Source organism: Cylindrospermum stagnale PCC 7417 (genome assembly GCF_000317535.1).
Classification (GTDB): Bacteria; Cyanobacteriota; Cyanobacteriia; order Cyanobacteriales; family Nostocaceae; genus Cylindrospermum; species Cylindrospermum stagnale.
Genome location: NC_019757.1, coordinates 5,599,518 through 5,624,253 on the forward strand (window position 1 = coordinate 5,599,518; position 24,736 = coordinate 5,624,253).

Annotated in this window: 21 protein-coding genes and 1 pseudogene; 11 read left to right on the forward strand and 11 right to left on the reverse strand. The window is 42.1% G+C overall.

Annotation, left to right across the window (positions count from 1 at the left end; genetic code table 11):
- Positions 1–1,467, forward strand: a complete 1,467-nt coding sequence (locus tag CYLST_RS23480) for a DUF1802 family protein (RefSeq protein ID WP_015210237.1) — start codon at positions 1–3, stop codon at positions 1,465–1,467.
- A gap of 69 nt (positions 1,468–1,536) precedes the next feature.
- Here CYLST_RS23480 and CYLST_RS23485 read toward each other — a convergent pair whose 3' ends face one another.
- The 6 genes and pseudogenes from CYLST_RS23485 to CYLST_RS23510 form a co-directional block, all read right to left on the reverse strand.
- Positions 1,537–1,899, reverse strand: coding sequence for an aspartyl protease (locus tag CYLST_RS23485; RefSeq protein ID WP_015210238.1), 363 nt, complete (start codon positions 1,897–1,899; stop codon positions 1,537–1,539).
- Positions 1,896–2,213 (reverse strand): hypothetical protein, encoded by a 318-nt coding sequence (locus tag CYLST_RS23490; RefSeq protein WP_015210239.1) that lies wholly within the window; start codon positions 2,211–2,213, stop codon positions 1,896–1,898. The genes CYLST_RS23485 and CYLST_RS23490 overlap by 4 nt, the downstream gene beginning before the upstream one ends.
- Positions 2,214–2,259: 46 nt before the next feature.
- Positions 2,260–2,577 (reverse strand): annotated as a pseudogene (locus CYLST_RS23495) (hypothetical protein).
- Between the two features lie 355 nt (positions 2,578–2,932).
- Complete coding sequence (locus CYLST_RS23500) at positions 2,933–4,519, reverse strand: glucose-6-phosphate isomerase (protein ID WP_015210240.1); 1,587 nt, start codon at positions 4,517–4,519, stop codon at positions 2,933–2,935.
- Between the two features lie 104 nt (positions 4,520–4,623).
- Entirely contained in the window at positions 4,624–4,881 is a 258-nt protein-coding gene (locus tag CYLST_RS23505; protein WP_015210241.1) for a cytotoxic translational repressor of toxin-antitoxin stability system, read from the reverse strand.
- Between the two features lie 60 nt (positions 4,882–4,941).
- Positions 4,942–5,139: a hypothetical protein gene (locus CYLST_RS23510; protein WP_015210242.1), complete on the reverse strand. Its 198-nt coding sequence runs from the start codon at positions 5,137–5,139 to the stop codon at positions 4,942–4,944.
- 207 nt (positions 5,140–5,346) lie between these two features.
- Between CYLST_RS23510 and CYLST_RS23515 the strand changes: the two genes are divergently transcribed.
- Positions 5,347–6,474, forward strand: a complete 1,128-nt coding sequence (locus tag CYLST_RS23515; protein WP_015210243.1) for a branched-chain amino acid ABC transporter permease — start codon at positions 5,347–5,349, stop codon at positions 6,472–6,474.
- Positions 6,464–7,237 carry an ABC transporter ATP-binding protein gene (locus tag CYLST_RS23520; RefSeq protein WP_015210244.1) on the forward strand — a complete coding sequence of 258 codons (774 nt, stop codon included), beginning with the start codon at positions 6,464–6,466 and terminating at the stop codon, positions 7,235–7,237. Before CYLST_RS23515 ends, CYLST_RS23520 begins: the two co-directional genes overlap by 11 nt.
- 129 nt (positions 7,238–7,366) lie before the next feature.
- Here the strand turns inward: CYLST_RS23520 and CYLST_RS23525 are convergent, their stop codons facing one another.
- The 3 genes from CYLST_RS23525 to glpX all read right to left on the reverse strand — a co-directional run bounded on the left by CYLST_RS23525 (position 7,367) and on the right by glpX (position 11,018).
- Entirely contained in the window at positions 7,367–8,047 is a 681-nt protein-coding gene (locus CYLST_RS23525) for a hypothetical protein (protein ID WP_015210245.1), read from the reverse strand.
- Between the two features lie 546 nt (positions 8,048–8,593).
- Positions 8,594–9,880, reverse strand: a complete 1,287-nt coding sequence (locus CYLST_RS23530) for a glutamyl-tRNA reductase (protein ID WP_015210246.1) — start codon at positions 9,878–9,880, stop codon at positions 8,594–8,596.
- Positions 9,881–9,980: 100 nt separating this feature from the next.
- Positions 9,981–11,018, reverse strand: coding sequence for a class II fructose-bisphosphatase (glpX, locus tag CYLST_RS23535; protein ID WP_015210247.1), 1,038 nt, complete (start codon positions 11,016–11,018; stop codon positions 9,981–9,983).
- Positions 11,019–12,431: 1,413 nt separating this feature from the next.
- On the opposite strand from glpX, the gene CYLST_RS23540 reads away from it, so the two are divergent.
- The 5 genes from CYLST_RS23540 (at position 12,432) to CYLST_RS23560 (ending at position 17,974) form a co-directional block, all read left to right on the forward strand.
- A complete protein-coding gene (locus tag CYLST_RS23540) occupies positions 12,432–14,405 on the forward strand; it encodes a galactose oxidase early set domain-containing protein (protein WP_015210248.1) in 1,974 nt (657 codons plus the stop codon).
- Between the two features lie 84 nt (positions 14,406–14,489).
- Entirely contained in the window at positions 14,490–15,965 is a 1,476-nt protein-coding gene (locus CYLST_RS23545; RefSeq protein WP_015210249.1) for a Dyp-type peroxidase, read from the forward strand.
- A 249-nt stretch (positions 15,966–16,214) separates the two neighbouring features.
- Positions 16,215–16,526: a glutaredoxin 3 gene (gene grxC / locus CYLST_RS23550; RefSeq protein ID WP_015210250.1), complete on the forward strand. Its 312-nt coding sequence runs from the start codon at positions 16,215–16,217 to the stop codon at positions 16,524–16,526.
- Positions 16,527–16,606: 80 nt separating this feature from the next.
- On the forward strand, positions 16,607–17,092 hold the full coding sequence (tadA, locus tag CYLST_RS23555; RefSeq protein ID WP_085960684.1) for a tRNA adenosine(34) deaminase TadA: 486 nt from the start codon (positions 16,607–16,609) through the stop codon (positions 17,090–17,092).
- A 111-nt stretch (positions 17,093–17,203) separates the two neighbouring features.
- A complete protein-coding gene (locus CYLST_RS23560; protein ID WP_015210252.1) occupies positions 17,204–17,974 on the forward strand; it encodes a lysophospholipid acyltransferase family protein in 771 nt (256 codons plus the stop codon).
- 22 nt (positions 17,975–17,996) lie between these two features.
- Here CYLST_RS23560 and CYLST_RS23565 read toward each other — a convergent pair whose 3' ends face one another.
- On the reverse strand, positions 17,997–20,132 hold the full coding sequence (locus CYLST_RS23565) for a S8 family serine peptidase (protein ID WP_015210253.1): 2,136 nt from the start codon (positions 20,130–20,132) through the stop codon (positions 17,997–17,999).
- A 169-nt stretch (positions 20,133–20,301) separates the two neighbouring features.
- On the opposite strand from CYLST_RS23565, the gene CYLST_RS23570 reads away from it, so the two are divergent.
- From CYLST_RS23570 to grxD, 3 genes are all read left to right on the forward strand, one after another.
- Positions 20,302–20,907 (forward strand): hypothetical protein, encoded by a 606-nt coding sequence (locus CYLST_RS23570; protein WP_015210254.1) that lies wholly within the window; start codon positions 20,302–20,304, stop codon positions 20,905–20,907.
- A gap of 228 nt (positions 20,908–21,135) precedes the next feature.
- Complete coding sequence (locus tag CYLST_RS23575) at positions 21,136–21,393, forward strand: BolA family protein (protein WP_015210255.1); 258 nt, start codon at positions 21,136–21,138, stop codon at positions 21,391–21,393.
- Positions 21,394–21,493: 100 nt separating this feature from the next.
- Positions 21,494–21,817, forward strand: a complete 324-nt coding sequence (gene grxD / locus CYLST_RS23580; protein WP_015210256.1) for a Grx4 family monothiol glutaredoxin — start codon at positions 21,494–21,496, stop codon at positions 21,815–21,817.
- Positions 21,818–21,945: 128 nt separating this feature from the next.
- On the opposite strand, the gene CYLST_RS23585 is transcribed toward grxD, so the two are convergent.
- The gene (locus tag CYLST_RS23585; RefSeq protein ID WP_015210257.1) at positions 21,946–24,075 is read right to left on the reverse strand and encodes a hybrid sensor histidine kinase/response regulator; all 2,130 of its coding nucleotides are present in this window, start codon (positions 24,073–24,075) and stop codon (positions 21,946–21,948) included.
- Between the last annotated feature and the right edge of the window lie 661 nt (positions 24,076–24,736).

The window sequence follows — 24,736 nt, forward strand, 5'->3', positions numbered from 1 at the left end:
ATGAATCAGCAGTTTTCACTTCCAACAGCGCTGTGTCTACCCGTCCCTGATATTGAAGCCTTAATACAGGGACGAACAGTTGCAGCGTTACCGAGGATGTTTCTTCGTCCAGGACAGAGATTTGCACTTTATCCTGTTGATGTTTCAGCAAATCAGCTTTCAATTGAGAAATACTACCGCTCAAATTTTTTACCTAATGCTCAAACTGCTATCAAACAAGTTAATTCTAAGACGGTTTCAATTAAAGCTTGGGCTAAATGTGAACTTTGCCAAATTCTAGATAAATCTAAACCGTTAGATATTTTGTCTCAATTAACAATATGGACACCAGAAGTATTTGAGGCAATAATACAGAAACAACAAAATATTTTTCTTGCTTACTTGCGCGTTTATCATTTACCTCAGTTCTGTGAAGTTCCAGTTAGTGCAAATATTCAAGATAAATTAGGTAAATTTGTGGGTTTACCTAATATTGCTGCTTTTGAAGCCAAGCCGATATTAGACGATCAGATATTTTCCCAACGCAAACACCAATTAGAAAAACTTGAACCTCCCCAAAATCGTGAATTAGAAGAATTGCAAAGTGCATTATCGCAAATAGCTAACACCAACTTAGCCGCACAGCAATTAGAAAATGATATTAAAATATTTTTAGGTTGGAGTAGTGAGCAAACTGCAAATAGACTAGATTCTGATTTAGATTGGATTAAAACAATTGAAACTTTAGGAGATAGAAGCATAGAACTAGAAGAGAAAAAAAGTACCTATCAAGCAGGTACAGACTTTGAAAATATCGCACGCAAAAGCCTTAATTTTTTAGGATTCAAAGTTGAAACCGCTTATAAAGGTGGTGCAGGAGGCTTAGATTTATTTTGTTCAAAACCTTACCCGATTGTTTGCGAATGTAAAGCCGGTAGATTAATTCCCAGCGGTACAGTTGAGGAATTAATTAAACTTGGTGGAATGCATTTAGGTTCTGAGCTATTTTTCAACTCAGTAAAATTAATAATTGGCCCCGGTAAGCCATCTCCAGATACCCAAAAAGCAGCACAACAATGGAAAGTAAGTATTATTAACGCAATGACATTACAAAAATTAGTTGAACTCAAAGCCAAATATCCAGGTGCAATAAACTTAGTTGAATTGCAGAAATATCTACAACCTGGACAAATCGACCATAAAATTGATGAATATATTGATAAAGTAGAGATACAGATTAAATTGCGATCGCACATTATCCAAGTTTTAAAAAATTACCTTGAACTTGCAAAACGTGAACGTGCTGGAGTTGAAGCACTTCATGCAACATATCTCACTTCTCATCCCCCGCAACCCTTAAACTCTATAGAACTGCGCGAAATTCTGATAGAACTTTCCTCACCCTTGACAGGTTATGTCGGACGAATAAAAGGAGAGGATTGGAGACGCGATCGCTTTTACTACCTGCGAGACTTACCAATAAACTAAAAATAACTAATTCTCTCTTCTTTTCTTCTCTCTGCGTTCTCTGCGTCTCTGCGGTTCGTTACCCAAAACCTACCCCAAAGTCAAAATACCCGCTTGGAAATTCACCACCAAAGGCAAAAACTTCAACCATTCCGAACCCAACAAAACCTCAGTCAACTCGTCCCCAGCATGAACAGGAATTTCATACTCTTGTTCATTTAATAGTACTTTACCTAAATAAAGATTAAATCTTGACTCTCCCTGTGCAGTTCGTAAACGTTCCTTGCGGATAAATGACCAACTCAAACCTTCTAAATCTTGTTTATTAATAGCCATAAAGCCTGTGAAACCTGTATCGAATAAACAATCTACAGACAGATTTAAGCCATCAGCAGTAATTAATTCAAGTTCAAAAAAAAGCTGCCCCCCATCACCAAAATAACCCTGTATCATATTCTGCCTGTTGCTCCAGTTTCATTTAGGCAAAATAGAAAGTGTATAACATTAGGGTGTTTATCCCTTGCCTTCTTACTAGCAACTTCCTTATCTTTATCAACGAAATAATCACCACTATCAGGCTCAATAGCGATATACCAGCCATAGTGATTTTCGATATATTCAGGACGCACACGTTCAAAAATTGCCCAACAACGCTGATCAAATGCTTCATCTTCCGCTTTGCGTCTAGCTAGTTCTTCTGGTGATAAAGTGTGTTCTGGGAAAATTCGACCTCTACGACTTGGTGACTTTGGTGTTAGCTGAGTCATAACTATTAACCTAACTGTAACTATTAGTTTAACTTAAAATAATCTTTTATATTCTGCCAGTGGCTCCAGTTTCATTCAAGCAAAAAACACAGTGATCGCTATTTGGATATTTCTCATGGGCTTTTTTATGTGCAACTTCTTTATCCTCATCAATCAAATAATTACCACTATTTAGCTCAATCGCAATATACCAACCATAATGTTTTTGAATTAACTCAGGACGTACACGCTCAAAAATTGCCCGATAACGTTGATATTGTGCTTCATTTTCAGCTTTGTGTCTAGCCAATTATTCCGGTGATAAAGTGTGTTCTGGGAAAATTTGACCTCTACGACTTGGTGACTTTGGTGTTAGCTGATTCATAACTATTAACCTAACTGTAACTATTAGTTTAACTTTTAGCGCTTCTCGGTTGCGTACAATATGCGGTGGAGCACAGCGTTGCTCATGAGTATCAACTTAATCTTAAACTGTTTTCCCACATACGTTTGACCCCACCCCTCAATCCCCTCCCCTCATGAGGGGAGGGGAGGTTTGGCGCCAGCAAAACCGGGGTGGGGTTCTTCGGGATTAATTAGGATATAGCGACATTTTGAGTTGTTGGGTTTCAGCCCTCAAGCCAACATACAAAACAAGTAAAAAACAAGATCCCCGACTTGTTTAAGAAGTCGGGGATCTGAAGCCTTTCGATTTTCACAAATCAAATAGGATTGCTCTATTAATTAATAGAAACTGTCAAACTGCTGGGTTGTGCTAAATCACCTTTTAGCACTACACCGCGCTGATTGGAATGCAGATGTCGCAGAATTTTGTAAATTGCCTCAACTTCATCAGGTGAGCCAGCTTTTTCTGCAACTTCAGCTAGAGAAAGGGCTGATTTTTCTTTTTGCAGCACATCGACGACGCGTTTTTGCAAGTCGAGAATGACAGCGGCAGCTTTTTTACCAGCTTCTACCCCTGGTTGATGGTAGGCGTTGACGTTGATTAAACTAGCGTATAGACCAACAGCCCGCTCATACAGAGCAATTAACGCGCCAACAGTGCGGGAATTAACTTGGGGAATGGTGACTGTAATCGAATCGCGGTGATTTTCGTACAGCGCTTGGCGGGTACCCAAGAGGAAACCGGAAAGATAATCACCTGCTGTCACACCTGGATCGATTTCTGGGGATGGCCCTTGACGATCTTCCAAAACTTCAATTAAGGTTGCAAAGAAATTCGGCACACCTTCCCGCAGTTGCTGGACGTAGGCGTGTTGATCTGTTGAGCCTTTGTTGCCATAAACGGCGATGCCTTGATAGACAATATTGCCGTCTAGGTCTTTTTCTTTGCCCAAAGATTCCATGACCAGCTGTTGCAAATAGCGGCTGAATAACAATAAGCTGTCCTTATAAGGTAGGACAACCATGTCTTTTTCGCCTCGACCATTGCCAGAATAATACCAAGCTAAGGCTAATAAAGCGGCTGGGTTATTTTTCACATCTGGAATGCGGGTGGCGTCATCCATTTCTTTTGCACCTTCTAGCATGGCGCGAATATCAACGCCTTGTAATGCTGCTGGTACTAGCCCCACAGAGGACATTTCTGAGGTGCGTCCTCCCACCCAGTCATACATGAAGAACCTGGCTAGCCAGCCTTCAGATTTTGCCACTTTATCCAGGTTGCTATCTACGCCGGTAATAGCGATCGCATATTTGGCAAAGTCTAAATTTTGTCCAGCATAGGCTTTTTTGACTTCAATCATGGCGTTGCGGGGTTCGGGAGTCCCCCCAGATTTGGAAATCACCAATACCAATGTGCTGGAAAGGCTATTTCGCAGGTGGGTGAGAATCCGATCGATACCGGCGGGATCGGTGTTGTCGATAAAGTGGATTTTCAGGGGCGGGAAGTCAGGAGATAGGGCTTCAGCGACGAATTGGGGGCCGAGGGCGGAACCACCAATACCTATGGAGATGACATCGGTGAAGCGACTTGCTCTAGGTGGATGAATAGCACCTGTTTGGACTTTTTCGGCAAAGGATTCGATTTGCTCTATGGTTTGGACAATTTCTTGTGTTAGTTCGGGAGTGGGGGCTAAATCTGGATTCCGTAACCAGTAGTGTCCTACCATGCGGTTTTCATCCGGATTGGCGATCGCACCTTTCTCCAGTTCCGCCATATCGGCAAACGCCTTGTCAAACTTCGGCCGCAACGATTCCACTAAGGCATCATCAAACCGCATTCGACTTACGTCTAGGTACAGTCCCAATCCCTCGTGAAAATATAACCAGTCTTGGTACCGTTGCCAAAGTGCCCTAGCATCCATAGGGATATCTCAACTAAAGTGTTTGTCAAAAACCAGTTTAATGTAAGGCTCTGGCGATCCCTGCTTTGTCTTATACAGTTTTAAGTGTTGGAAAACTCCTCACCCTAGACATCTGGCATAGGGATGACACGCAAAAACTTGACGATTTCACCCCTAATTTCTATGCCTATAAGATAATTATCGATGGTAAAGCGATAAAAAATCCCCTCATGATCTAACTGTCGCAATTCTGGGAGGTAATGAGGTTGCCACTTTTCACCTAACTCCACAAACACAAAACGATACACCCGCTCATAAGCAGCAGGTTCTAAACTCTTCAGGTCTAGCAAAAAAGACCTTGCATAGCGCACTTCCAGATTCACTTTTGCTTACCTTAACCAATACTTAAGTGCTACAAGCGCCAAATCAACAGTGGATCTGATTCATAAAAACATTAACAGTCGTAGCGCCTCTTCATGGGTTAAGATGTCCCACGGTTGTTGCGATCGCCTGACTTGTTCAATAGCTTTCAGCATATAAAAATCAAAATGCAAGCCTTGAACCACTCCCCAAACGCTTTGCAGATCCTCATCGGCTAACTGCTCGATTAAGTGATGCATTCTAATCCGCAGCAAATTCATATAGTTGATTATCCCTAACTCAACAACAATAGTTTTCCCAAAAAATTAGCGCCAGATCATGGGATGACCCCACTATCCCCAAGCTACACTACAAATTTATTCCCCCTGTTGGGTGTTAAATCAGACAGAAAAAACTATTTACGTAATTTCCCCGTCTCTACCCCCTAAATGTTGATTTTTTAAGTAATTATACGCTCTAACTTAAGTATGGTTGATTATCTGATTTTTCTGGCAATTTCTACAGCAATTTTTGCTTTGTTCGGACTGGGACTCAATCTCCAGTGGGGCTTTACAGGGTTAATTAACTTTGGTCATATTGCTTTCATGACTTTGGGCGCTTATACCACAGTCTTGTTAAGTTTAAAGGGAGTCCCCCTATTGCTTTCAGCCATGATTGGAGCGATCGTCGCCGCCATTTTGGGCTTGGTAATTGGTTTGGCAACTCTGCGCTTACGAGAAGATTATCTGTCAATTGTCACTGTTGGTGTGGGGGAACTGATTCGTTTGGTGGTGAATAACCAGGAATTACCTGTGGGTGATACCTGGATAGCTGGGGCTTTTGGCGTCCAAAGTTATACTATCCCTCTATCCACAACGCCTAATTTATTTGTCAGACTGGTGATGATTGGGCTGTTAACGCTGCTGATGCTGATCACTTGCTTTTGTTTGTGGCGCTGGGTTGGCCCTAGCCGATTATCCCCAAATGCAGAGGCTAAAATCCGTTACAAGATAGAATCTACTTCACGCTTGATCGTGGGGTTGATTTTCGGAATTTTAGCAACGGCGATTTATGTTTCTGGGGTAATCGGACTGTATAACTACAACCCCAAAGCAGGTTTGATGCTGTTGGTGCTGTTGGTATTAGCTTTTGTTTTTTGGCGGTTGCAAATTTTAGTGCGATCGCCTTGGGGTCGAGTCCTCAAAGCCATCCGTGAAGATGAAGAAATCCCCAAGGCTATGGGTAAAAACGTTTTTTGGTACAAAGTGCAATCGCTGATGCTTGGCGGTGCGATCGCTGGTGTTGCTGGTGCTTTCTTTGCTTGGCAACTCAGCGCCATTTACCCAGATAATTTTCAACCGCAACTCACCTTCGACGCTTGGATTATGGTGATTTTAGGCGGTTCGGGGAATAATATCGGCACTCTCTTAGGTGCAGTGATTTACTTTGCTTATGATGCCATCACGCGGGAAGTGTTACCAAAAATCGTCCCCCTTGATGAAGCCCGTCTCGGTGCATTTCGCGTGATGGTCATCGGTCTGATTTTGATGGTACTGATGATTTGGCGTCCTCAAGGTATCTTAGGGAAAAAGGAGGAACTCACCCTTGGTAAATAACCAACTTCCCCTATTAGCCGCTACTGGACTTTGTAAAGGCTTTGGTGGCATCAAAGCAGTGAATGACGCTAACATTGAAGTGGCTAAAGGCAGCATTACCGGCTTGATTGGCCCCAATGGTGCCGGTAAAACCACTTTATTTAACTTACTCTCCAATTTCATTCGCCCAGATAAAGGAAGAGTGATTTTTGATGGCGAACCGATTCACCAGTTGCAACCATACCAAATCGCCCAGCAGGGATTAATCCGCACCTTTCAGGTAGCCCGGACGCTGTCGCGGTTGTCGGTGTTAGAAAATATGCTGCTGGCGGCGCAAAAACAAACTGGTGAAAATTTTTGGTTAGTGCAGTTGCAACCACACATCGTCGCCAAGGAAGAAAGGGAATTAAAAGAACGGGCGATGTTTTTGTTGGAGTCTGTGGGTTTGGAGAAAAAAGCCCAAGATTATGCCGGTAGCTTGTCTGGTGGACAACGCAAGCTGCTGGAAATGGGGCGGGCGCTGATGACTAACCCGAAGTTGATTTTGCTAGATGAACCTGCGGCGGGGGTGAATCCCAAATTAATTGACGATATATGCGATCGCATTATCACTTGGAACCGCCGCGACGGCATGACCTTTCTGATTATCGAACACAACATGGATTTGATCATGTCATTGTGCGATCGCGTTTGGGTCCTGGCCGAAGGACAAAATTTGGCTGTAGGTACTCCCGCAGAAATCCAAAAAAATGCCAAAGTTTTAGAAGCCTATTTGGGACAATAAACTTCATTAAGTAGCGTGCGTTCCCTAACGCACGAATATTTATTAATTATGAATAAATTCTTTTCAAGCAATATTAATCATATTTGATGATCTTTGATGCGTCGGGGGACGCATCCTACTAATAAATCTTTACCGACAACGAATCGTTGCCTCTTGGGAATCCATAACTCGCAGCGTTACTTGTGGTTGCAAACCACGCCACTGTTCTCCATTAAACACACCTCCTTTATTTTCTAGTCCCACAGCTGCCATTTGCTCTGGTGTCGCACCAGCCGGACGCTGATAGCGATAGTTACCATGTGTTTCCGAACGAGAATATGCCTGAAGAGTCAAATAGCTTACTCTGGCAATGCAACTAGCTTGGTCTTCCCCTGGACGACGGTCCGAAGAAACAGGCTTGCCATCAGGGCCAAACCAAACACCACCCACTAAGTTATAACCCTGGTTAACAGGAACCTGAGTTCCTGGTTGCTGTTGAACCTGTTGTGGTGGGTAGTATGGTTGAACCTGTTGTGGCGGGTAGTACGGTTGAACCTGTTGTGGCGGGTAGTACGGTTGAACCTGTTGTGGCGGGTAGTACGGTTGAACCTGTTGTGGCTGTTGTTGCTGTGGCGATTGCGGACAGCCAAACGGCGTACATGCAGCCCCCATTGGTGCTTTAGGGCAACCAAATGGATTACATTCTGCAACACTAGATTGCGAACATCCGAAAGGATTACATTCTGCTAAGGCGGGTTTAGTTTCGATGCCAATAGAAGTAGCAATCACTGAAGCTACGCCAACAAATACAACAGTCTTTAAAAGTTTCATATATTTTATTGCTGCAAAAGAATAATCTGAATTCGTTGATTAGACAACACTTTAGCAGCTAAATACGATGCGTGACAACCTAAGGATTATTACTAAGGTTAAAGTTTTAATTAAGACATTTTGCTACAAACGAGCTGTTTATGAAGTTTGAATTAAGGCAAATAAGGCATAAATCAGCTGTTAGAGAGCTAATTTTCTCGTTGATATGCATAGCTGTGAGGCTTTCAGCCCACAAAAAGCGCAAGTGAAATCTGGAATAGGTGATGATCATTTACGTACCCTATTTCAGAAATCAGGTCTCTTTGCGTTATAAGTATTATCAAAACAAAAGCTAAAATATCTGCTGTTAAATACGAAGCTGATTAAACAATTAAAAATTAAAAGTTAAAAAATAAATACCGAGCCATAAATCATACTTTCAAACGGGTCTGTAGCGTAAGACAACTTTAAGCACACCGTAGGATTTCTACTGCTAGGTATGAGGCTAAATCAAACAATAGCCACACCCCTAACAGCAGCAAAATTCTGTTTGTAACTCAAACTAAGTCAGCTAAACTGTTCCTCTGCATCTAAGTTAAACAACATTTGCAAAGTCTGCATACAGCGTCTTCTCGCTTCCACATCCTGTTGCGCTCGTAATTGCACCATCGGATCATGTAAAATTTTATTCACAATACCCCGTGTAAGCGCTTCGATAATTTCTTGGTGTTTCTCGCCAAATTCCGAACCTAAGCGCGACAAAGCTTTTTCTAGTTCTTGTTCGCGGATAGTTTCGACTTTATTTCGCAGACAGCTGATGGTAGAAACAGTTTCTAGACTACGCCACCAAATATCAAAAGCTTCCACTTCTTCATCTAAAATTTTCTCGGCTTCTAATGCCATTTTCCGACGACTTTCGTAGTTTTGCGCGACTACAGCCTTCAAATCATCTACATTAAACGCCTGCACATTTGCCAAATCATTCACATCTGCATCGACATTACGCGGCACAGAAATATCAAATAACATTAGAGATTGCTGTGGTTCTAAAACAGTTTCTAACTTGGCGCGGTCAAGTATAGGTTCTGTAGCTGAAGTACTGGTAAACACCAAATCACTTTCGGCAATTACAGTCATCATTTCCGACAGCAGATGGATTTGAATCGGTTGATCTGGAAACAATTTTGTTAATTCTGCCGCTCGTTCACGAGAGCGATTGACGATGCTAATTTGCCCAGCACCTTTAGAAATCAGGTGTTGCACCAGCAGCCGGGACATTTTACCCGCACCGAGAATTGCCACACGGTAAGCAGCTAAATTTTTGACTTTCATCTGGGCTAATTCCACAGCCGCCGAACTGATGGAAACTGCACCGGTGCCAATACTGGTTTCGGTGCGAACCCGCTTACCAGCTGTCAGCGCTTGTTTAAATAATCGATTTAGGATTGTTTTTATACCGCTGTATTGCTGCCCCAGTTTATGAGTATTTTTCACTTGAGCCAAAATTTGACCTTCGCCGAGTACAAGGCTATCTAACCCAGCCGCTACCCGCATCATGTGCATCACGGCATCATCATGGAGTAATGTAAACAGGTGTTGTCGCAAAGGTACCACTGGTAATTTGCTGTATTCAGCTAGAAACTGAATTACTTCTCTCACACCTTGGTTAGCTTCACTGGTAACGATGTAAATCTCCAAACGGTTACAAGTGCTAAGTACTGCGACTTCCTCAATATGGGAGCAGCTGACGAGTTGTGCGATCGCACTTTCAGTCTGTGTTTCTGGAATACTCAGCTTTTCCCTGATTTCTACTGGGGCTGTTTTATGGCTTAACCCCACCACTGCAATATTCATTTCTTAAATTGGTAATGGTTAATGGTTAATGATCATTAGTCATTAGTCACAACTGAACTAATGACTAATGACTAATGACTAATGACTACCGACTAAATTACTACCGCAATTGCAGATTCTTCGGTTCGTCCAACAAATGGATTGTATCGACGAATCGCGCCGTGCGGGACTGGCTAGAAATAACCAAGCTTTGAGTTCTAGCACCGCCGTGGAAGAAGCGGACGCCATCCATCAAGGTTCCAGGGGTAATACCGCAAGCAGCAAATAGCACAGTGTTACCAGAGGCTAATTCTTCAGCAGCGTAAACCCGATCTGGGTCAGTGATGTTCATTTCCTTCAGCCGTGCCAAATTGCCTTCTCTGCTTTCGCCAATCAAGCCTGTTTGTACTACTTCTGGATCGTAGATCAATTGCCCTTGGAAGTGCCCACCCAAGCAACGTAAAGCAGCAGCTGAAATTACCCCTTCTGGTGCTGCACCAATTCCCATCAAAGCGTGGATATTGGTACCAGCAAAAGCACAAGAGATGGCGGCTGAAACGTCACCATCACTGATCAGTCGCACTCTCGCGCCTGCGGTGCGAATTTCCTGAATCAGGTCTTTGTGGCGGGGACGATCCATCACCACAACTACCAATTCTTCAATGGCACGGTTTAGACACTCAGAGAGGATTTTGAGGTTTTCAGTCGCAGACTTGTTAATGTCTACATGACCTCTTGCTGGTGCTGGTGCTGCCAGTTTTTTCATGTAGAAGTCAGGTGCGGCAAATAAACCGCCTTTTTCGGAAATTGCCAAAACTGCCATTGAGCCATTTTGACCGTAAGCCACCAAGTTAGTGCCTTCGCAGGGGTCAACAGCGATGTCAATTTCAACTAGTTCATCAGGGTTACAGAAGTCTTTGGCATCTTCACGGGTACAGATACCGACTTCTTCCCCGATATATAGCATGGGGGCTTCGTCGCGTTCACCTTCGCCAATCACGATGCGACCGCGCATGTGGATTTTGTTCATCCGTTCCCGCATGGCTTCCACTGCTACTTCATCAGCAGTGTTCTTTTCGCCCTTACCCATCCACTTTGAGGATGCGATCGCGGCTTGCTCAACTACCTCAATAATCTCTAAACCAAGTGTATTTTCCACAGAGTCTGCCCTCTCAACTGCTTGAATTTCCGCCGTTTTCTCTGGCCATATCAGTTTTCAAGTCTACCAAAGCGCGGATACACATGGAAAAAAGTCTTGACTAGCACCTGTGTTAAGTTTTGCTGCTAAACCACTCCTTTCAGCGTTGCTTAATACTTTTGTATTAGTGTACTACTGAAACTACAGCACATTTCATCTGAGTGCGCTACACAGAGGCAAGATGCTCACCCCACAAGAGTTTTATTATTTATCTCTGTACCTCATTTACCTGCAATCTGCTGTAAGGTCATAACGTTATTCATAAATTACATCTTCAACAAGGGCAAGATGGTCACACAAGAATAATTTAACGCTATTCAACTATATAAGATAAGTTGAGAAACTAAGTAGTTCCCCAATCAATAATTATGTATAAATTAAAGCCTAAATTACTAAATAATTCTGACTATTTTCTGATTGCTTAAAATCTCAGATTTATAGCACTAATTAATTGATTGATTAATTACATAGGTTATGGTTTTTATAAAAAATGTAACTTTCTTTGGCAATCGCATAATAGTCTGTTTCTGATATTAGCAAAACTTGAAAATAATTAAATATACAAGCAATACCTTTACTACATAGAGCAACTACTCTTACGCACACTTTATTTTTTTCTCAAGAAAAAATAATAAAAACTTTGCAATACTTATTAAAAACTTAAAACAGCATATTATAAATAAATTTTATTTTTTCAAAAAAGGTTAAAGTTGCCTTTAGCCAAGGGTTTTAAATTTTTTATGGCTAGAGAAAAATAAACTTATTTTTTGTAAAAAACTCATAAAGTGGCATTTTTAACAACACAATTTACAGCACAGTGTCGCAGCCAGAAGAGAATATTAAAAAAACATAAAATTACCACCTTTGTTTGACAAGGTGTCGTATATCTCAATACGGTGATTGATCAACACTGTTGCATCTTGCTAATTTATTTAATGCCAATAAAAAAATATTACGTAAAATAAATCAGAAGAGACGCATTTGTAGCGAATTAATCCCATCCAAACTTGCCTACCTTGTCACTGAAAACCTTAAGTGATTAAGTGGCAAATAATTAAGTTACTGAGGTCAGCATCAAAGTTATCAATTAATTGAATAATATGCACCAAGTTAAGACATTTTCTAATTAGTCATGTCTACTGGAAAAGCACATCTGCTTAGCTTATAGAAGCCAACTACTGGATTTCTGAATTTCTGGCATCATCTCTTGCCATACTAGATAGGCAACTAGATACACAGCAGATGATCTAACGCTATAAGAGGAGTATTTGAGAAGCATGAATACTGCTTTGTAAGAGTATTAAGGCTTGATTTCTAGTACTTCTATTATATCTGCCATCATTTTTTGCAAAATTACTTCAACCTTGAGAGTCAATGAAGAAAAAAATTACATTTGTCATAATTCTACTGGCTTGTTTAGGATTAATTATCAATCCAGATTTTGTCAGTGCTGATACGGTTAGTGCAAGCAAAGGGGAATGGCAAACAGTACCTTTACCCGCAGATAAAGCAGATTGGATGCAAGGTGTTCATACTTCACTGTTACCTAATGGCAAGGTATTAATTGTCAATGGCAGCAGTAATCGTAACACTTTAGAGCAAAACGCAACTGGTAACAGATTTATAGATGGGGTCAAAGGAACTGATTATGCAGTAGTCAATCATTCAGCCTTATTTGACCCTGAAACCAGTACATTTGAACGAATCGCATCACCTCCTGCTCTACAAAATGGACAAAGTAATGATCCTTTTTGTTCAGCAAATGTGCATTTATCAGATGGCAACGTTCTTTTTATTAGTGGCTCTAATCGCTACTACCCAGGAGAAAAGTTTGAAGGCTCAAAACAAACCAACTTATATAACTGGCAAAACAAAACCTGGACTACTGTTGGTTCGTTAACAGAAGGACGTTGGTATCCTAGCCCAATAACTTTAGCAGATGGAAAACTTGTAATTTTTTCGGGTTTGAAATTTAACAAACCAAATCAGATCACACCTTCAATTGAAATTTACGATCCCGCAACTAAGAAGTTTCAATATATTGATCTGACCTACGTAGAGAATAGCCCCTTCAACACCAAATTTACCTACCAAGATAATTACATCTACAACGGGCAACCAGTTTCTAGAACCATAGATGCTTTCGATAGCATCGACCTGTATCCCCGTGTTTTTCCCACTACTGATGGTCGGTTGTTAATTACAGGTGATGGTGCAGGTAAATTCCCGTTGGAAATACACGAAAGCAACAAAACCTATTTAATGTCAATTAAGCAGGATAGTCTGGGGAAATTTAGTGTCAGTTTTGAAGTTGGCCCCGACAGAGGAGAGATATCCAAAGTTTATGGAACGGCACTGCTAGATCCAAATAACGAAGGAGATGTCTTGCTAATGGGAGGTCTCATTGGTACCAATGACATTAATTATGGTCGTCCTTATTTGGGTAGCTACAATGATGGTTTAAAAGCCAAAGGAGTAAGAATTTCCCAAAGTTTAGAACGTTGGTCTTCACCAAAAATTAGCGGTGAGCCAAATGGAGAATGGAAAATATATCCTGAGTTTTTTGATAAGCCTCGTGCTATGAATCAGGCTGTAATTCTCCCAACTAAACAAATCTTGGCAATTAATGGTGGTGAATATGGAGAATACAAAGCTATTCAAGAGCCACTGTTACTAACGGCTGATAAGTTTTCACCAGGTGGTTATAAATCTGAATCCTTGAATCCTGGCAAATTCCCCAGGCTCTATCATAACAATGCTGTCTTATTACCTGATGCTCGTGTATTAGTCATTGGTGGTAATCCTAGTCGTGCAGCTAGAGAAGAAAACGGAACAGTTCATGTTGACGTTTTACCAGATCCTCAAAATTACTACACAATACCCCAACTGAAAGATAAATTAGGGAACGTTCAAGCCTTCGATCTAGACAAGTATTATCAAGATCCTGATTTTTACTTTGTAGATGGTGATCCAGAGCCATTCGTCCCCGCAGAAATTTGGCAAGCAGAAATTTTTACTCCACCTTATCTACTCACATCTGGACTGCGTCCGGAAATTGTCACAGCTTCTGAAAGTCTTCAATACGGAAAACCAAGCACAGTTTCACTCAAAAATGCTACTAGCACAGGCTCTCTTGTTCTGATTAAATTGAGTTCAGGTACTCACTCTTTTGATTATGGACAACGGTTGGCAGATTTAAAGATTGAGAATATATCAGCAGATAATTCTACAATCAATTTCACCGCTCCAACAAATGCCAATCTGTATCCAACTGGCTATTATATGCTGTTTTACGTCAACGATATTGGCAAACCTTCCCAAGCCAAAATTGTGAAACTAGGTGCATAGGCAGATTACGCTTTAAATCCACTGTTGCTGTGATTAAACACAGTAACAGTGTAACTACAAACTTACAAATAGGAATTCAAGACAATGGCACTAACAGAAGAAGATTTGCAAGTACTCCCTGAAGAAGGTATTGACACTCTCAATCCTGGTAAATATGCAGAGTTGCTCAGTGATTTACAGGGCAACATTCTCAGAGGACATGGACGAGATTATTCTGTACATTTGTTTTTACAGTTCAAACCCAATCAAGTCCAGCCATTAAAAGAATGGATTAAAACTTTTGCTGAAAAAGTAACATCTGCTCAGAAGCAGGCAGAAGATGCCGTAAGATTTAGAACCACAAAAATCGCCGGGGATATCTTTATCAATTTCTTTCTCTCACGTAAGGGTTATGAAGCTTTGGAATTCCCAGCTTTCCGAATCCCTGGTGATCAACCTTTTCGATTTGGCATGAAAAATGATACTATCAGGAACTTGTTAGGCGATCCAGTTATTGAAGAATGGGATACAGGACTACAAGGAGAAATTCATGCTTTAGTGCAGATAGCAGATGATAATTTAGACAACCTACAACTAGCAGTTGATGATCTTACTAGACAACTGGAGCTAATGGCTGAAGTTGTCCACAGAGAAAATGGTTTTATTCTCAGAAATGACAACGGAGATATCATCGAACACTTTGGTTTTATCGATGGTATTAGTCAACCTCTGTTTCTGAAAAGAGATATCGAAAGAGTCAGAAATATCGAAATCCAAAAAATTAGGGATTCTCATCCTAACTTGAGTGAGGAGGCGATTGAGGAGTTGATTAAGGAATGGGATTCTAAATGGAATCCTCGCGCTCCTCTCAGTCTTGTTTTGGCTAAAGATCCTAACGGTAAGTTAGAAGATAGTTATGGCAGTTATTTGGTTTATCGTAAGCTTGAACAAGATGTGAGCGCCTTCGTTGACGCTCAAGCGTTCCTCGCTAAGGAGTTAGGGGATATAGATCAAGAATTAGCTGGAGCGTTAATAATGGGACGCTTCCGCGATGGCACGCCATTAACGCTTTCAAGTACAGCAGCTAAAGATCAAACGAATAATTTCGATTTTAGTGATGATCAACAGGCGTTTAAATGCCCATTTCATACTCACGTGCGTAAATCTAATCCTAGAGGAGATACAGGACGAATAGTTTCATCTGGTGAAACTTATGAGCAAGCTTTGCAGAAAGAAAGAGATCACAGGATTGCTCGCCGTGGAATTAGTTATGGAGCAACTGACCAGACTAAGGCATTAAGCAATAGAGCAGGATTATTGTTTTTGTGCTATCAAGCTGACATTGCAAATCAATTTAATTTTATGCAATGGGCTTGGTCTAATCCCAATAATTTTGTTCAAGTTAATGTGGGGACAGATCCGATTATTGGTCAAGCTGCACCTGATGCGAGAAATCAAAACTGGCCGATAAAGTGGGGAGAACCAGAAACCAAACCAGGTTTTAACTTTCAACTTTGGGTACACCTTAAAGGTGGTGAATACTTCTTTTCTCCTAGCATTAGTTCTCTCAAGAATATTTGATAACTTGGGTTGAGTAAGTTGTGGATTTGTAGCACAGCAATGTATTTAATTTAAAGAGTCTAATGAACCAAGTCGGAGATTTACTTCTCCGACTTATTTGTTACAGAAAAAAATCTGGTCTTTAAGTAGCTGTTATGCAAAACTAATCGTTAAAATATTAGATAGGCAAGCTTTTAATTTTGAAAGTATCAAAGTTTCTGATTGTTTAGTGCGCGTGTCGTGTAATTCAAAAATCTCCCGATTAACAATATGCTGGACTTTCTCAACCCCCTTTTAAATCGCCATCCAGAACGCATCCAAGCTAATGTAGAAATCTATACCTGGCAAACCTGCCCTTATTGCATCCGTGCTAAGTTGCTGCTGTGGTGGAAAGGTGTCAAATTCACCGAATACAAAATTGATGGCGATGAAGCAGCTAGAGCAAAAATGGCAGAACGTGCAAACGGACGCCGTAGTGTTCCGCAGATTTTCGTTAATAATCAGCACCTTGGCGGCTGCGATGACCTTTATCAGCTAGATACACAAGGTCAACTTGACCCCCTTCTAGCTCAAGCTGCATAAAATAACTCACGCAGGTATGCTCTGTTTTGTAGCCCCAGACGAATAGTCTGAGGGTTATTTATTTGCCCAAATATAAGAAGATGTTTACTGAATATCCAAAATATCTGATACATAGACAATGGATGCATCATGCCCTAGAATTGGCGAAAATAGCAGGTGATGCGGGGGAAGTTCCTGTGGGGGCTGTGATAATTGACTCAAACGGAAATTTACTTGCCGAAGGTGAAAATAGAAAAGAACGCGACACAGACCCCACGGCCCATGCAGAAGTGATCGCTCTCAGGGCTGCTGCTAAAAGCTTGCAAAGTTGGCGTCTTCATCAATGCACCCTCTATGTAACTTTAGAACCTTGCCCGATGTGTGCTGGTGCGATCGTCCAAGCACGTTTGGGAACACTTGTCTATGGGGTGGACGATACAAAAACTGGCGCAATTCGTACTGTTATCAACATACCAGCTAGCCCAGCTTCTAATCACCGCCTGCAAGTAGTCGGTGGTATTCTAGAATCAGCCTGTCGTCAGCAATTACAAGCCTGGTTTGCTACTAGACGGCGTCAGCGAAATTAACGGACAGAGGTGAAACTGTCCAGTTGGTAGGACACAAGTGACGCAAGAAATTCTACGGTGTAGATAATCAAGCTTTCGTTCTATTTATCTCGACAATCAGCAGCCACCGTCATGATGGAACTTTACTCTGCTTCTACTACCTGCCAAGCATCACCAACGGATCTGCCAGCAAATGCTCAGGTGGCTTCTACTACCTCGCAGGTTTCGCCTTGGTTAAGTCCTCTGCTGTATTTATTGGGGCGTCACATTGTTCTACCATTTTTCTTTCGACGAATTAAAATTACTGGACAAGAAAATATTCCCAAAAGTGGCCCTGTGATTTTTGCTCCTACCCATCGGGCGCGTTGGGATTCATTGCTGTTGCCCTATGCGGCCGGTCGTGGCGTCACAGGTCGAGACTTGCGATTTATGGTGACAATTACTGAATGCCAAGGGCTGCAAGGTTGGTTTGTTCGACGCATGGGGGGGTTTCCTGTAGATCCTCAGCACCCAGCGATCACTACTCTGCGTCATTCTGTGGAATTACTGCTAGATCAAGAGATGTTAGTCATTTTTCCGGAAGGTGGGATTTATCGTGATGGGGCAGTTCATCCGTTAAAGCCGGGAATTGCTCGTCTGGCTTTGAGTGCTGAGTTGACTCACCCAGGACTGGGGGTGAAAATTGTACCTGTCGGTATCAATTACAGCCAACCTTTTCCCAGTTGGGGTGCAGATGCTAGTGTTCACATTGGCGAAGCCCTAATAGCAAAAGATTATATGAATGGCTGTGTAAAACGTGATGCCAAACGCCTCACAGCAGATTTAGCAAATATGTTGCTTTCATTAAGCCGTCAAGAATCTGCGATCGCCAATCACGCCTTCGCAGAAATTCCCAATTCGTAATTTTGTTGTCAGTTGTTCTGAGCTAATAACTAATGACTAATTCCCAGGTATTCAGTTTCCCCACATCTTGAGGTGAGTGGTCGATGATCCATAACTGCCAGCGTCCTTTAGCTGACAGGGACAGTAACTCCTTGAGGGCGGGATGCGGAGCAAAGCGCGACGAAGTCGTTCGCATCGTATAGGTTGTTTGCAAATTGGTGCTGCGGCCTAAGGTGCGACTTTGCAACAACACTTGCTGATTGTTAGGAGAAATTAAATAAATTTCTAAATCACCTAAAAAATCGTGAGTGATGTCGACTGTAATCTGAATATCTTGGACGGTGATCGTCTCAGCAATAGCGTTCGCCTCCGGCGCACCTACGGTGATCGTACTCTTGACACCCTGTTGATCATTATCAGGAATCCCTACTTGGTTGTGATTCGCAGCCCTTACTTGTCTGCTGGCACTTGACGCCACTGTACGCACCTGCTGGGCTGCTTGCACTGCCCTCACGGCATTCACCTTGCCATAACCAAACCATTGGGAATGACCACTACCATCGTAACTACCCCCACGCAGAGTCAATTGGGGGTCAGGTTCAGAATCAACAATCTTATCAGCGGTTTCTTGCAAGATGCGTTTGACTTGTTGAGCTGTCAAATCAGGATTTGCTGATAAAACTAGCGCAGCCACACCTGCAACTACGGGAGTGGCACTAGAAGTACCGCCAAAGTTACTGGTAAAATTACTTGGGTCGTAGCCAGCCGCTCCCACTTGGTCAGTGGTGAATATTCCCAATCCAGAAAGCGAAGTGGCGATCGCCGGTTGTGTGTACACAAAACCCGTCTCCTGAAACCACATGCCCGGTGGGGCATTATTACTAGGAGCGCACACTGAAACGTTAGTGCCCCAATTGCTATAAGCAGCTTTCTTATTCAAACTCGTAGCAGCAGCCACAGTAATCACATCTGGGTGAATAGTAAAACCACTCAACCAAGCCGTATTCCCTTGTAAAATATTTTTCGGCCAATTTTGCTCATTCACACTACCGTCAATCGGGCGGTTAGCATTACCAGCCGCAAACAAAATCACACAACCTTTACCATTGCGCCCATTAGTAGCAGCACGGCTAATAGCAGCACGTTGGCGCATCGATAGAGGAAAATAAACAGCAGATGCTCCCCAACTGCAAGAAATCACACTGGCTCCCTTGCTCATTGCCCAGTCGAATATTTCCTCAATTGACTCATCATCCAAAAACCCAGTAGTGCGAATCGGCATCAACGCACAACCAGAGGCCACCCCAGCAATTCCCGTACCATTTTCTTCAGCAACCGCTATCCCTGCACAAGCTGTACCGTGACTGCTTTCCTTTTCATCGGGTAAAGGTAAAAAGTCCTTTTCCTTAAAGTCTCTGGGGGCGACAACTTTTCCCAAACCTTGAAAATCTGGGTGATTCAAATCGAAAGAATCATCCACCACCGCCACAACCACAGAACGGACACCGCGAGTAATATCCCAAGCTTTTTCTACAGCAATATGGGAACCCACCGCCAACTGATTACCGCCATTGTGGTTGAGATACCATTGCTGAGAATAAAGGGGATCGCGGGGTTTATAATGTGGTTCCTGTTGGATGAGAATGTTAGGTTCAGCAGCTAATACGAACGGGAGTCCTTGCAATTGGTTGGCAATTTTCAGCGGATTGTCTGTTGCTTGTTTACTGACCAAAAACACGAAAGTATTAGGCAATCCCAATACTGGCTTATCTTGGAGTAACCTGAAGGTGGTCGCCGTAGCATTAATTTTGGCAATATCGACCCCAGAGGCAAATTGAATCGTAATTTGGTCACTTAGATAAACGAAAGAGCCAGGGTTATCTTTGATTTTGTAAACATGACTGGCAAAAGCAACATTTTTGTCAGCGCGTGCTAAAGACATCGCTGCTTCTAACTGGCCTGGTTCAACAGTGAATAGTTCCAGTTGTGCTTGGGCAATAGTACGACGCCAAACACCCCAAGTAACCTGAGATAATTGCGAGAGGAGAAAGTCAGAAGTCGGGCGGATGGTGAAACGATATAAAGCTTTTTCTAAAATCAACTCTTCACCACCGCGTTGTAAAACCACTCCCTGGCTGCTTGCTGGTACACCTGTGGTTAAAAAATCTGGATCGCTCATAGTGAAGATTTTAGTTACTATGCAGGGTCAATGGGAACTCTATCAAACTGATTCTCAGTCTAAACCAGAGAAACCTAGTATGTAACTTTGCTAGGTCAAAGACACAAACAGAGTTAAGATACCCGAAGTTTCCATACCTTTTTTAGATAATTGTCCACTAAATGATGCCATGAACATTGCTGCTGCTGCTCCCTTAATTCGCTTCACTTCTTTATCACTCATAGCAGTTCTTAGCCTGCTATTACCCGTCAATGCTCAGGTGTCACAGCTACCAGGTAGTACTAGCCAGCCACAACCTATTGACCCCAACGATCCGAATAACCTCCGTCCCATAACCCAAAATAACAGCCTTTTGAGCATCGAAGGTGGACAGCGTCTCCTCAAAGAGTCAGATGACGCCGTTTCTGCCCAAAAATACGATGTAGCCGCTAAGAAGCTCCAAGAAGCACGTCAGGTTTTTAATCAGTTATCTAATTTTTATCAAGACCTCAACTCTAGCTTTTCGGGAATTGACAACAGAGTTTCCGATTCTCAGCGGAAAAAAGCCCTAGAAACAGCCCAACTGCGAGATGAAGCTACTTATCGGTTAGCACTGGTACATCGGGCACTAAATCAGCCAGAATTAGCCGTACCCTTGTTAGTTCAAATTATTAAAAGCCAAAACCCGACGCGGGATTTAGGTAAGAAAGCCTACCAACAGTTGTTGGAGTTAGGTTTTGTTGATGCTCCCTATCCCAGGACAGGTACTACTTCGTCTTCCTCATCCCCAAAATAAGCAATATTAATTTCTGCTGGTTCTTCGGCCCTTTCTCGGAGCAGCAGCTTCAGAAAGCCCAATGTTAAGATGGGGCTATCTGCCGTTTACCTAGTGGGCGCTTTGCCCGAAACCACAAATACCTCTCAAAGACCTATTTTCCACCAGCCTTGCCAAAACCTGAAGTTGGCAAGGTCATCCGCTATATATCTGTTATTAATAGAAAAGTAAGTTTTTTCAGGAATTGCGATGATTAGTCCGCAGCAGGTTGAAGCAATGATCAAGGCGGGACTGCCAGACGCCCAAGTTCAGGTGCAGGACCTAACTGGAGGCGGTGACCACTATCAGGTGACAGTAGTTTCATCGCAGTTTGCCGGTAAGGGATTGGTACAACAGCATCAGTTGGTTTATGGTGCGGTGCGGCAAGCTATGTCAACGGAAGCGATTCATGCCTTGGCTCTAAAAACATATACCCCCGAAGCTTGGCAAGCCACAACTGCTTCGTAATGTCAATAGTCCCAAGTACAAAATTGAAACGCTGAACTGTTGGCTTGTTGACTATTAACTATTGAACCTTGACTATCAGCCACATAGGAAACAAAAAACCATGACACCAGAACTCAAAGAGAAAATTGATAACTTGTTAGAACAAAACAAGATTATGGTTTTCATGAAGGGTAACAAATTAATGCCTCAATGCGGTTTCTCTAACAACGTTGTGCAAATTCTCAATACATTGGGAGTTCCTTTTGAGACAGTTGACGTTTTAGCAGACTCCGAAATTCGCCAAGGAATCAAAGAATATTCCGAATGGCCGACAATTCCCCAAGTCTATATTGATGGTCAATTCATTGGTGGTTCTGACATCTTGATTGAACTTTACCAAAAAGGTGAGTTGCAGCAGTTGGTAGAAGTTGCTCTAGCTTCTTAATATTTTCAACAAGTCCTGTTTTTATTGCCCTTGAAAGCTAGGGGGATGCTGATGTCCCCAGTTTCAAGGGCTTTTTTCAGATACAGACTGGCTTGAAAAAGAACAATAACAATCATATAAGTAACTTTTTACACTTCAGTCGCCACAAGGCTGACAACGGCTGCGACTAATTTTTCCGCGTTCAGCGGCTTAGATAAATGAATCTGAAACCCTGCTTGTAAAGCTTGTTGCTGGTCATCATCTCTAGCATAGGCAGTCAAAGCGATCGCCGGAATTTGTCCACCTGCTTCTGGGGTCAAAGTTCGCACTTGACGGATGAGCATATAGCCATCCATGTCGGGCATACTAATATCGCTGACCAAAACCGCTGGCTTGGTCTGAATCAAGACTTGTAATGCTTCAAATGCCGAAGATACTGCGATCGCCACAGCCCCCTCTTGCTCTAATACGAAAACCACAAAATCTCGCGAATCAGCATCATCCTCAACAATTAAAACTTGCACCCCAGCGAGAGATAAGGATAATGGTGCTAATAATAATGGCTGATTTTCTACATCTGACATACTTAGGCTTTGATCTTGGCGAAGCGGTAAACTGGCAGTAAATGTTGACCCTTGCCCCTCACCAGGACTTTCTGCTGTGACGATGCCGCCATGCATATCCACGATATTACGGACAATTGCTAGCCCCAAGCCTAATCCACCAAATTTTCTCACAGAACTGCTATCTGCCTGTTGGAAGTAATCAAACGCATAAGGCAAAAACTCAGGGTTAATCCCCTTACCTGTATCACTAACTATGATTTGAGCATAGCCGTCAACCTGCCTTAGCTGCACTTCTACCTTTCCCCCCTTGGGTGTAAATTTGACAGCATTGGAAAGGAGATTCCAGACGACTTGCTGCAAGCGAGTAGAATCACCCAGAATTATTCCCACATTCGGTTCAAATATTGTATTCACTTGAATTGACTTGGTTTCTAATGCTAACCGCATGGTGTCTAGTGCAGACAATACGGTAGACACCAAATTGATATTCGTAATCTTCAGCGTCAATTTGCCCTGTAAAATTCTGGAAGTATCCAACAAATCCTCAATTAGTTGAACCTGTAATTTGGCATTGCGCTCGATTGTAGCGAGTGCTTGTGATGTCTTTTCTGGCTCAAAACTATGGGTTTGCAATAACTGAGACCACCCCAGAATTGCGTTAAGTGGGGTGCGTAGCTCGTGAGAAAGTACGGCAAGAAATTCATCTTTAATTCGATTGGCTGTTTCTGCTTTAGCTCGTGCGGTTTGTTCTAATTCCAGCAGGTGAACCCGTTCTTGTAGTATTTGTTTTTGTTCGTCGATGTCTGTACAAGTCCCAAACCACTTTACTACACGGCCTTGCTCATCTTTCAGCGGTAAGCCTCGCGCTAAATGCCAGCGATAAGAACCATCAGCAGCCCGTTTGAAGCGGTATTCATTTTCATATGAAATGCCATTATTTACAGCATTTACCCACACTTGATCAGCGCTTTCTACATCATCTGGATGCAACGCCGCCAACCAACGAGAACCCACAGACTGCTCTACTGCTAACCCAGTGTACTCGCACCAATTACGGTTGAAATAATCAGAATAACCCTCGGCATCAGCAGTCCATACTAGTTGGGGAATTGACTCAGCTAAGTAACGGTAGCGCTCCTCACTTTGTCGGAGAACTGATAAGATGCGCTGGCGTTCAGCGATTTCCTGCTTTAATTGCTCGTTGGTTCGGGTAATTTCACTGGTACGAAAACCCACTAAATCTTCCAGATGATTTTGGTATTTTCTTAGTTCTTCCTCTACCCGTAAGCGCTCTGTTATTTGTGTTTGCAATTCTTCGTTTGCTTGTTTGAGTTGAGCCGGACTTTTAAGTGCAAGAGCTTGGGGAACCAAGGGCACAAGTTCTACGGCTGTAAGCATAGATAGCATTGCAGTTACTGCTTTAATTAACCCCGACAGCCAATAAGTTGGATACCAAAGTGTCCAAATCTCCATGATGTGCGTAGTGCCGCAAGCTAAGATAAATCCACTAAAGAGTAGAAAAATCCAATTAAAGGGCAAGTCCTGCCGTTTGCGGACAAAATAGAACAGTGTAGCTGGAATAGAGTAATAAGCTAGTGCAATGACCGAATCAGATATTAAGTGTAACCAGACTAAATCTGTTTTCCATAAATAGCAGTGACCATGGGGAATAAACGGACTTGAGCTAAATAAATTAATCCATAATTCTGACATAATTGCAGGTCTTTAGATGATAAAATGTTAGTGGCGCATAAAATTTTCTACTTTCAACTTTCGTAGTCGTAAAAACGCTATTTGAAATACTGGACATACTCAAATTAAGGCTTATTGAATATTCCCCTAGGAGAGAAAAGCTTAATAACCTACTAAAAAATTAATAGTATTTTTCCCAAAATTTATTTTATGTGACACTTAATGGTCAGTAATTCGACAAAATAAATTACATATTGGTTCTTGACTAGGCAAGACTTTTAGCTCATAATTTCTGTAATCAATTGTGTCGGACTATTGATGAATACAATCAACTTATCAAATAAAAATGTTTGCACAAGTCAGCAATCACACTATTGACACACAAGCTTACACTGTTGGTAGAAGTCATAATATTTATCCATCTAGAACGATGCTATGAAAAATGAGCGCTGCTAATATAAGCCGCACTTTTTACTGCTAAGGTTTCTTACTATCTACTATTAATCATAGAAGAAATCTAGGTGATAAACCCAGATTCTTTTTGGTTTTACATATGCCATAAATTATGTTTTAGACACCTTGTCCGAAGAAAAATCTAATTTTTGGAGAAGCATTGTAAACTTAATTTAGAGACGAATTCTAGCCTTTCTATCATTTATGGGCTAATAAAAGCATTGTACTT

Bases quoted from the DNA above. Each gene is read 5' to 3' on its own strand.
- CYLST_RS23480 (WP_015210237.1), top strand. From the start codon at position 1: ATGAATCAGCAGTTTTCACTTCCAACAGCGCTGTGTCTACCCGTCCCT.
- CYLST_RS23485 (WP_015210238.1), bottom strand. From the start codon at position 1,899: ATGATACAGGGTTATTTTGGTGATGGGGGGCAGCTTTTTTTTGAACTT.
- CYLST_RS23490 (WP_015210239.1), bottom strand. From the start codon at position 2,213: ATGACTCAGCTAACACCAAAGTCACCAAGTCGTAGAGGTCGAATTTTC.
- CYLST_RS23500 (WP_015210240.1), bottom strand. From the start codon at position 4,519: ATGGATGCTAGGGCACTTTGGCAACGGTACCAAGACTGGTTATATTTT.
- CYLST_RS23510 (WP_015210242.1), bottom strand. From the start codon at position 5,139: ATGAATTTGCTGCGGATTAGAATGCATCACTTAATCGAGCAGTTAGCC.
- CYLST_RS23515 (WP_015210243.1), top strand. From the start codon at position 5,347: ATGGTTGATTATCTGATTTTTCTGGCAATTTCTACAGCAATTTTTGCT.
- CYLST_RS23525 (WP_015210245.1), bottom strand. From the start codon at position 8,047: ATGAAACTTTTAAAGACTGTTGTATTTGTTGGCGTAGCTTCAGTGATT.
- CYLST_RS23530 (WP_015210246.1), bottom strand. From the start codon at position 9,880: ATGAATATTGCAGTGGTGGGGTTAAGCCATAAAACAGCCCCAGTAGAA.
- CYLST_RS23540 (WP_015210248.1), top strand. From the start codon at position 12,432: ATGAAGAAAAAAATTACATTTGTCATAATTCTACTGGCTTGTTTAGGA.
- CYLST_RS23545 (WP_015210249.1), top strand. From the start codon at position 14,490: ATGGCACTAACAGAAGAAGATTTGCAAGTACTCCCTGAAGAAGGTATT.
- grxC (WP_015210250.1), top strand. From the start codon at position 16,215: ATGCTGGACTTTCTCAACCCCCTTTTAAATCGCCATCCAGAACGCATC.
- tadA (WP_085960684.1), top strand. From the start codon at position 16,607: ATGTTTACTGAATATCCAAAATATCTGATACATAGACAATGGATGCAT.
- CYLST_RS23560 (WP_015210252.1), top strand. From the start codon at position 17,204: ATGATGGAACTTTACTCTGCTTCTACTACCTGCCAAGCATCACCAACG.
- CYLST_RS23565 (WP_015210253.1), bottom strand. From the start codon at position 20,132: ATGAGCGATCCAGATTTTTTAACCACAGGTGTACCAGCAAGCAGCCAG.
- CYLST_RS23570 (WP_015210254.1), top strand. From the start codon at position 20,302: ATGAACATTGCTGCTGCTGCTCCCTTAATTCGCTTCACTTCTTTATCA.
- CYLST_RS23575 (WP_015210255.1), top strand. From the start codon at position 21,136: ATGATTAGTCCGCAGCAGGTTGAAGCAATGATCAAGGCGGGACTGCCA.
- grxD (WP_015210256.1), top strand. From the start codon at position 21,494: ATGACACCAGAACTCAAAGAGAAAATTGATAACTTGTTAGAACAAAAC.
- CYLST_RS23585 (WP_015210257.1), bottom strand. From the start codon at position 24,075: ATGTCAGAATTATGGATTAATTTATTTAGCTCAAGTCCGTTTATTCCC.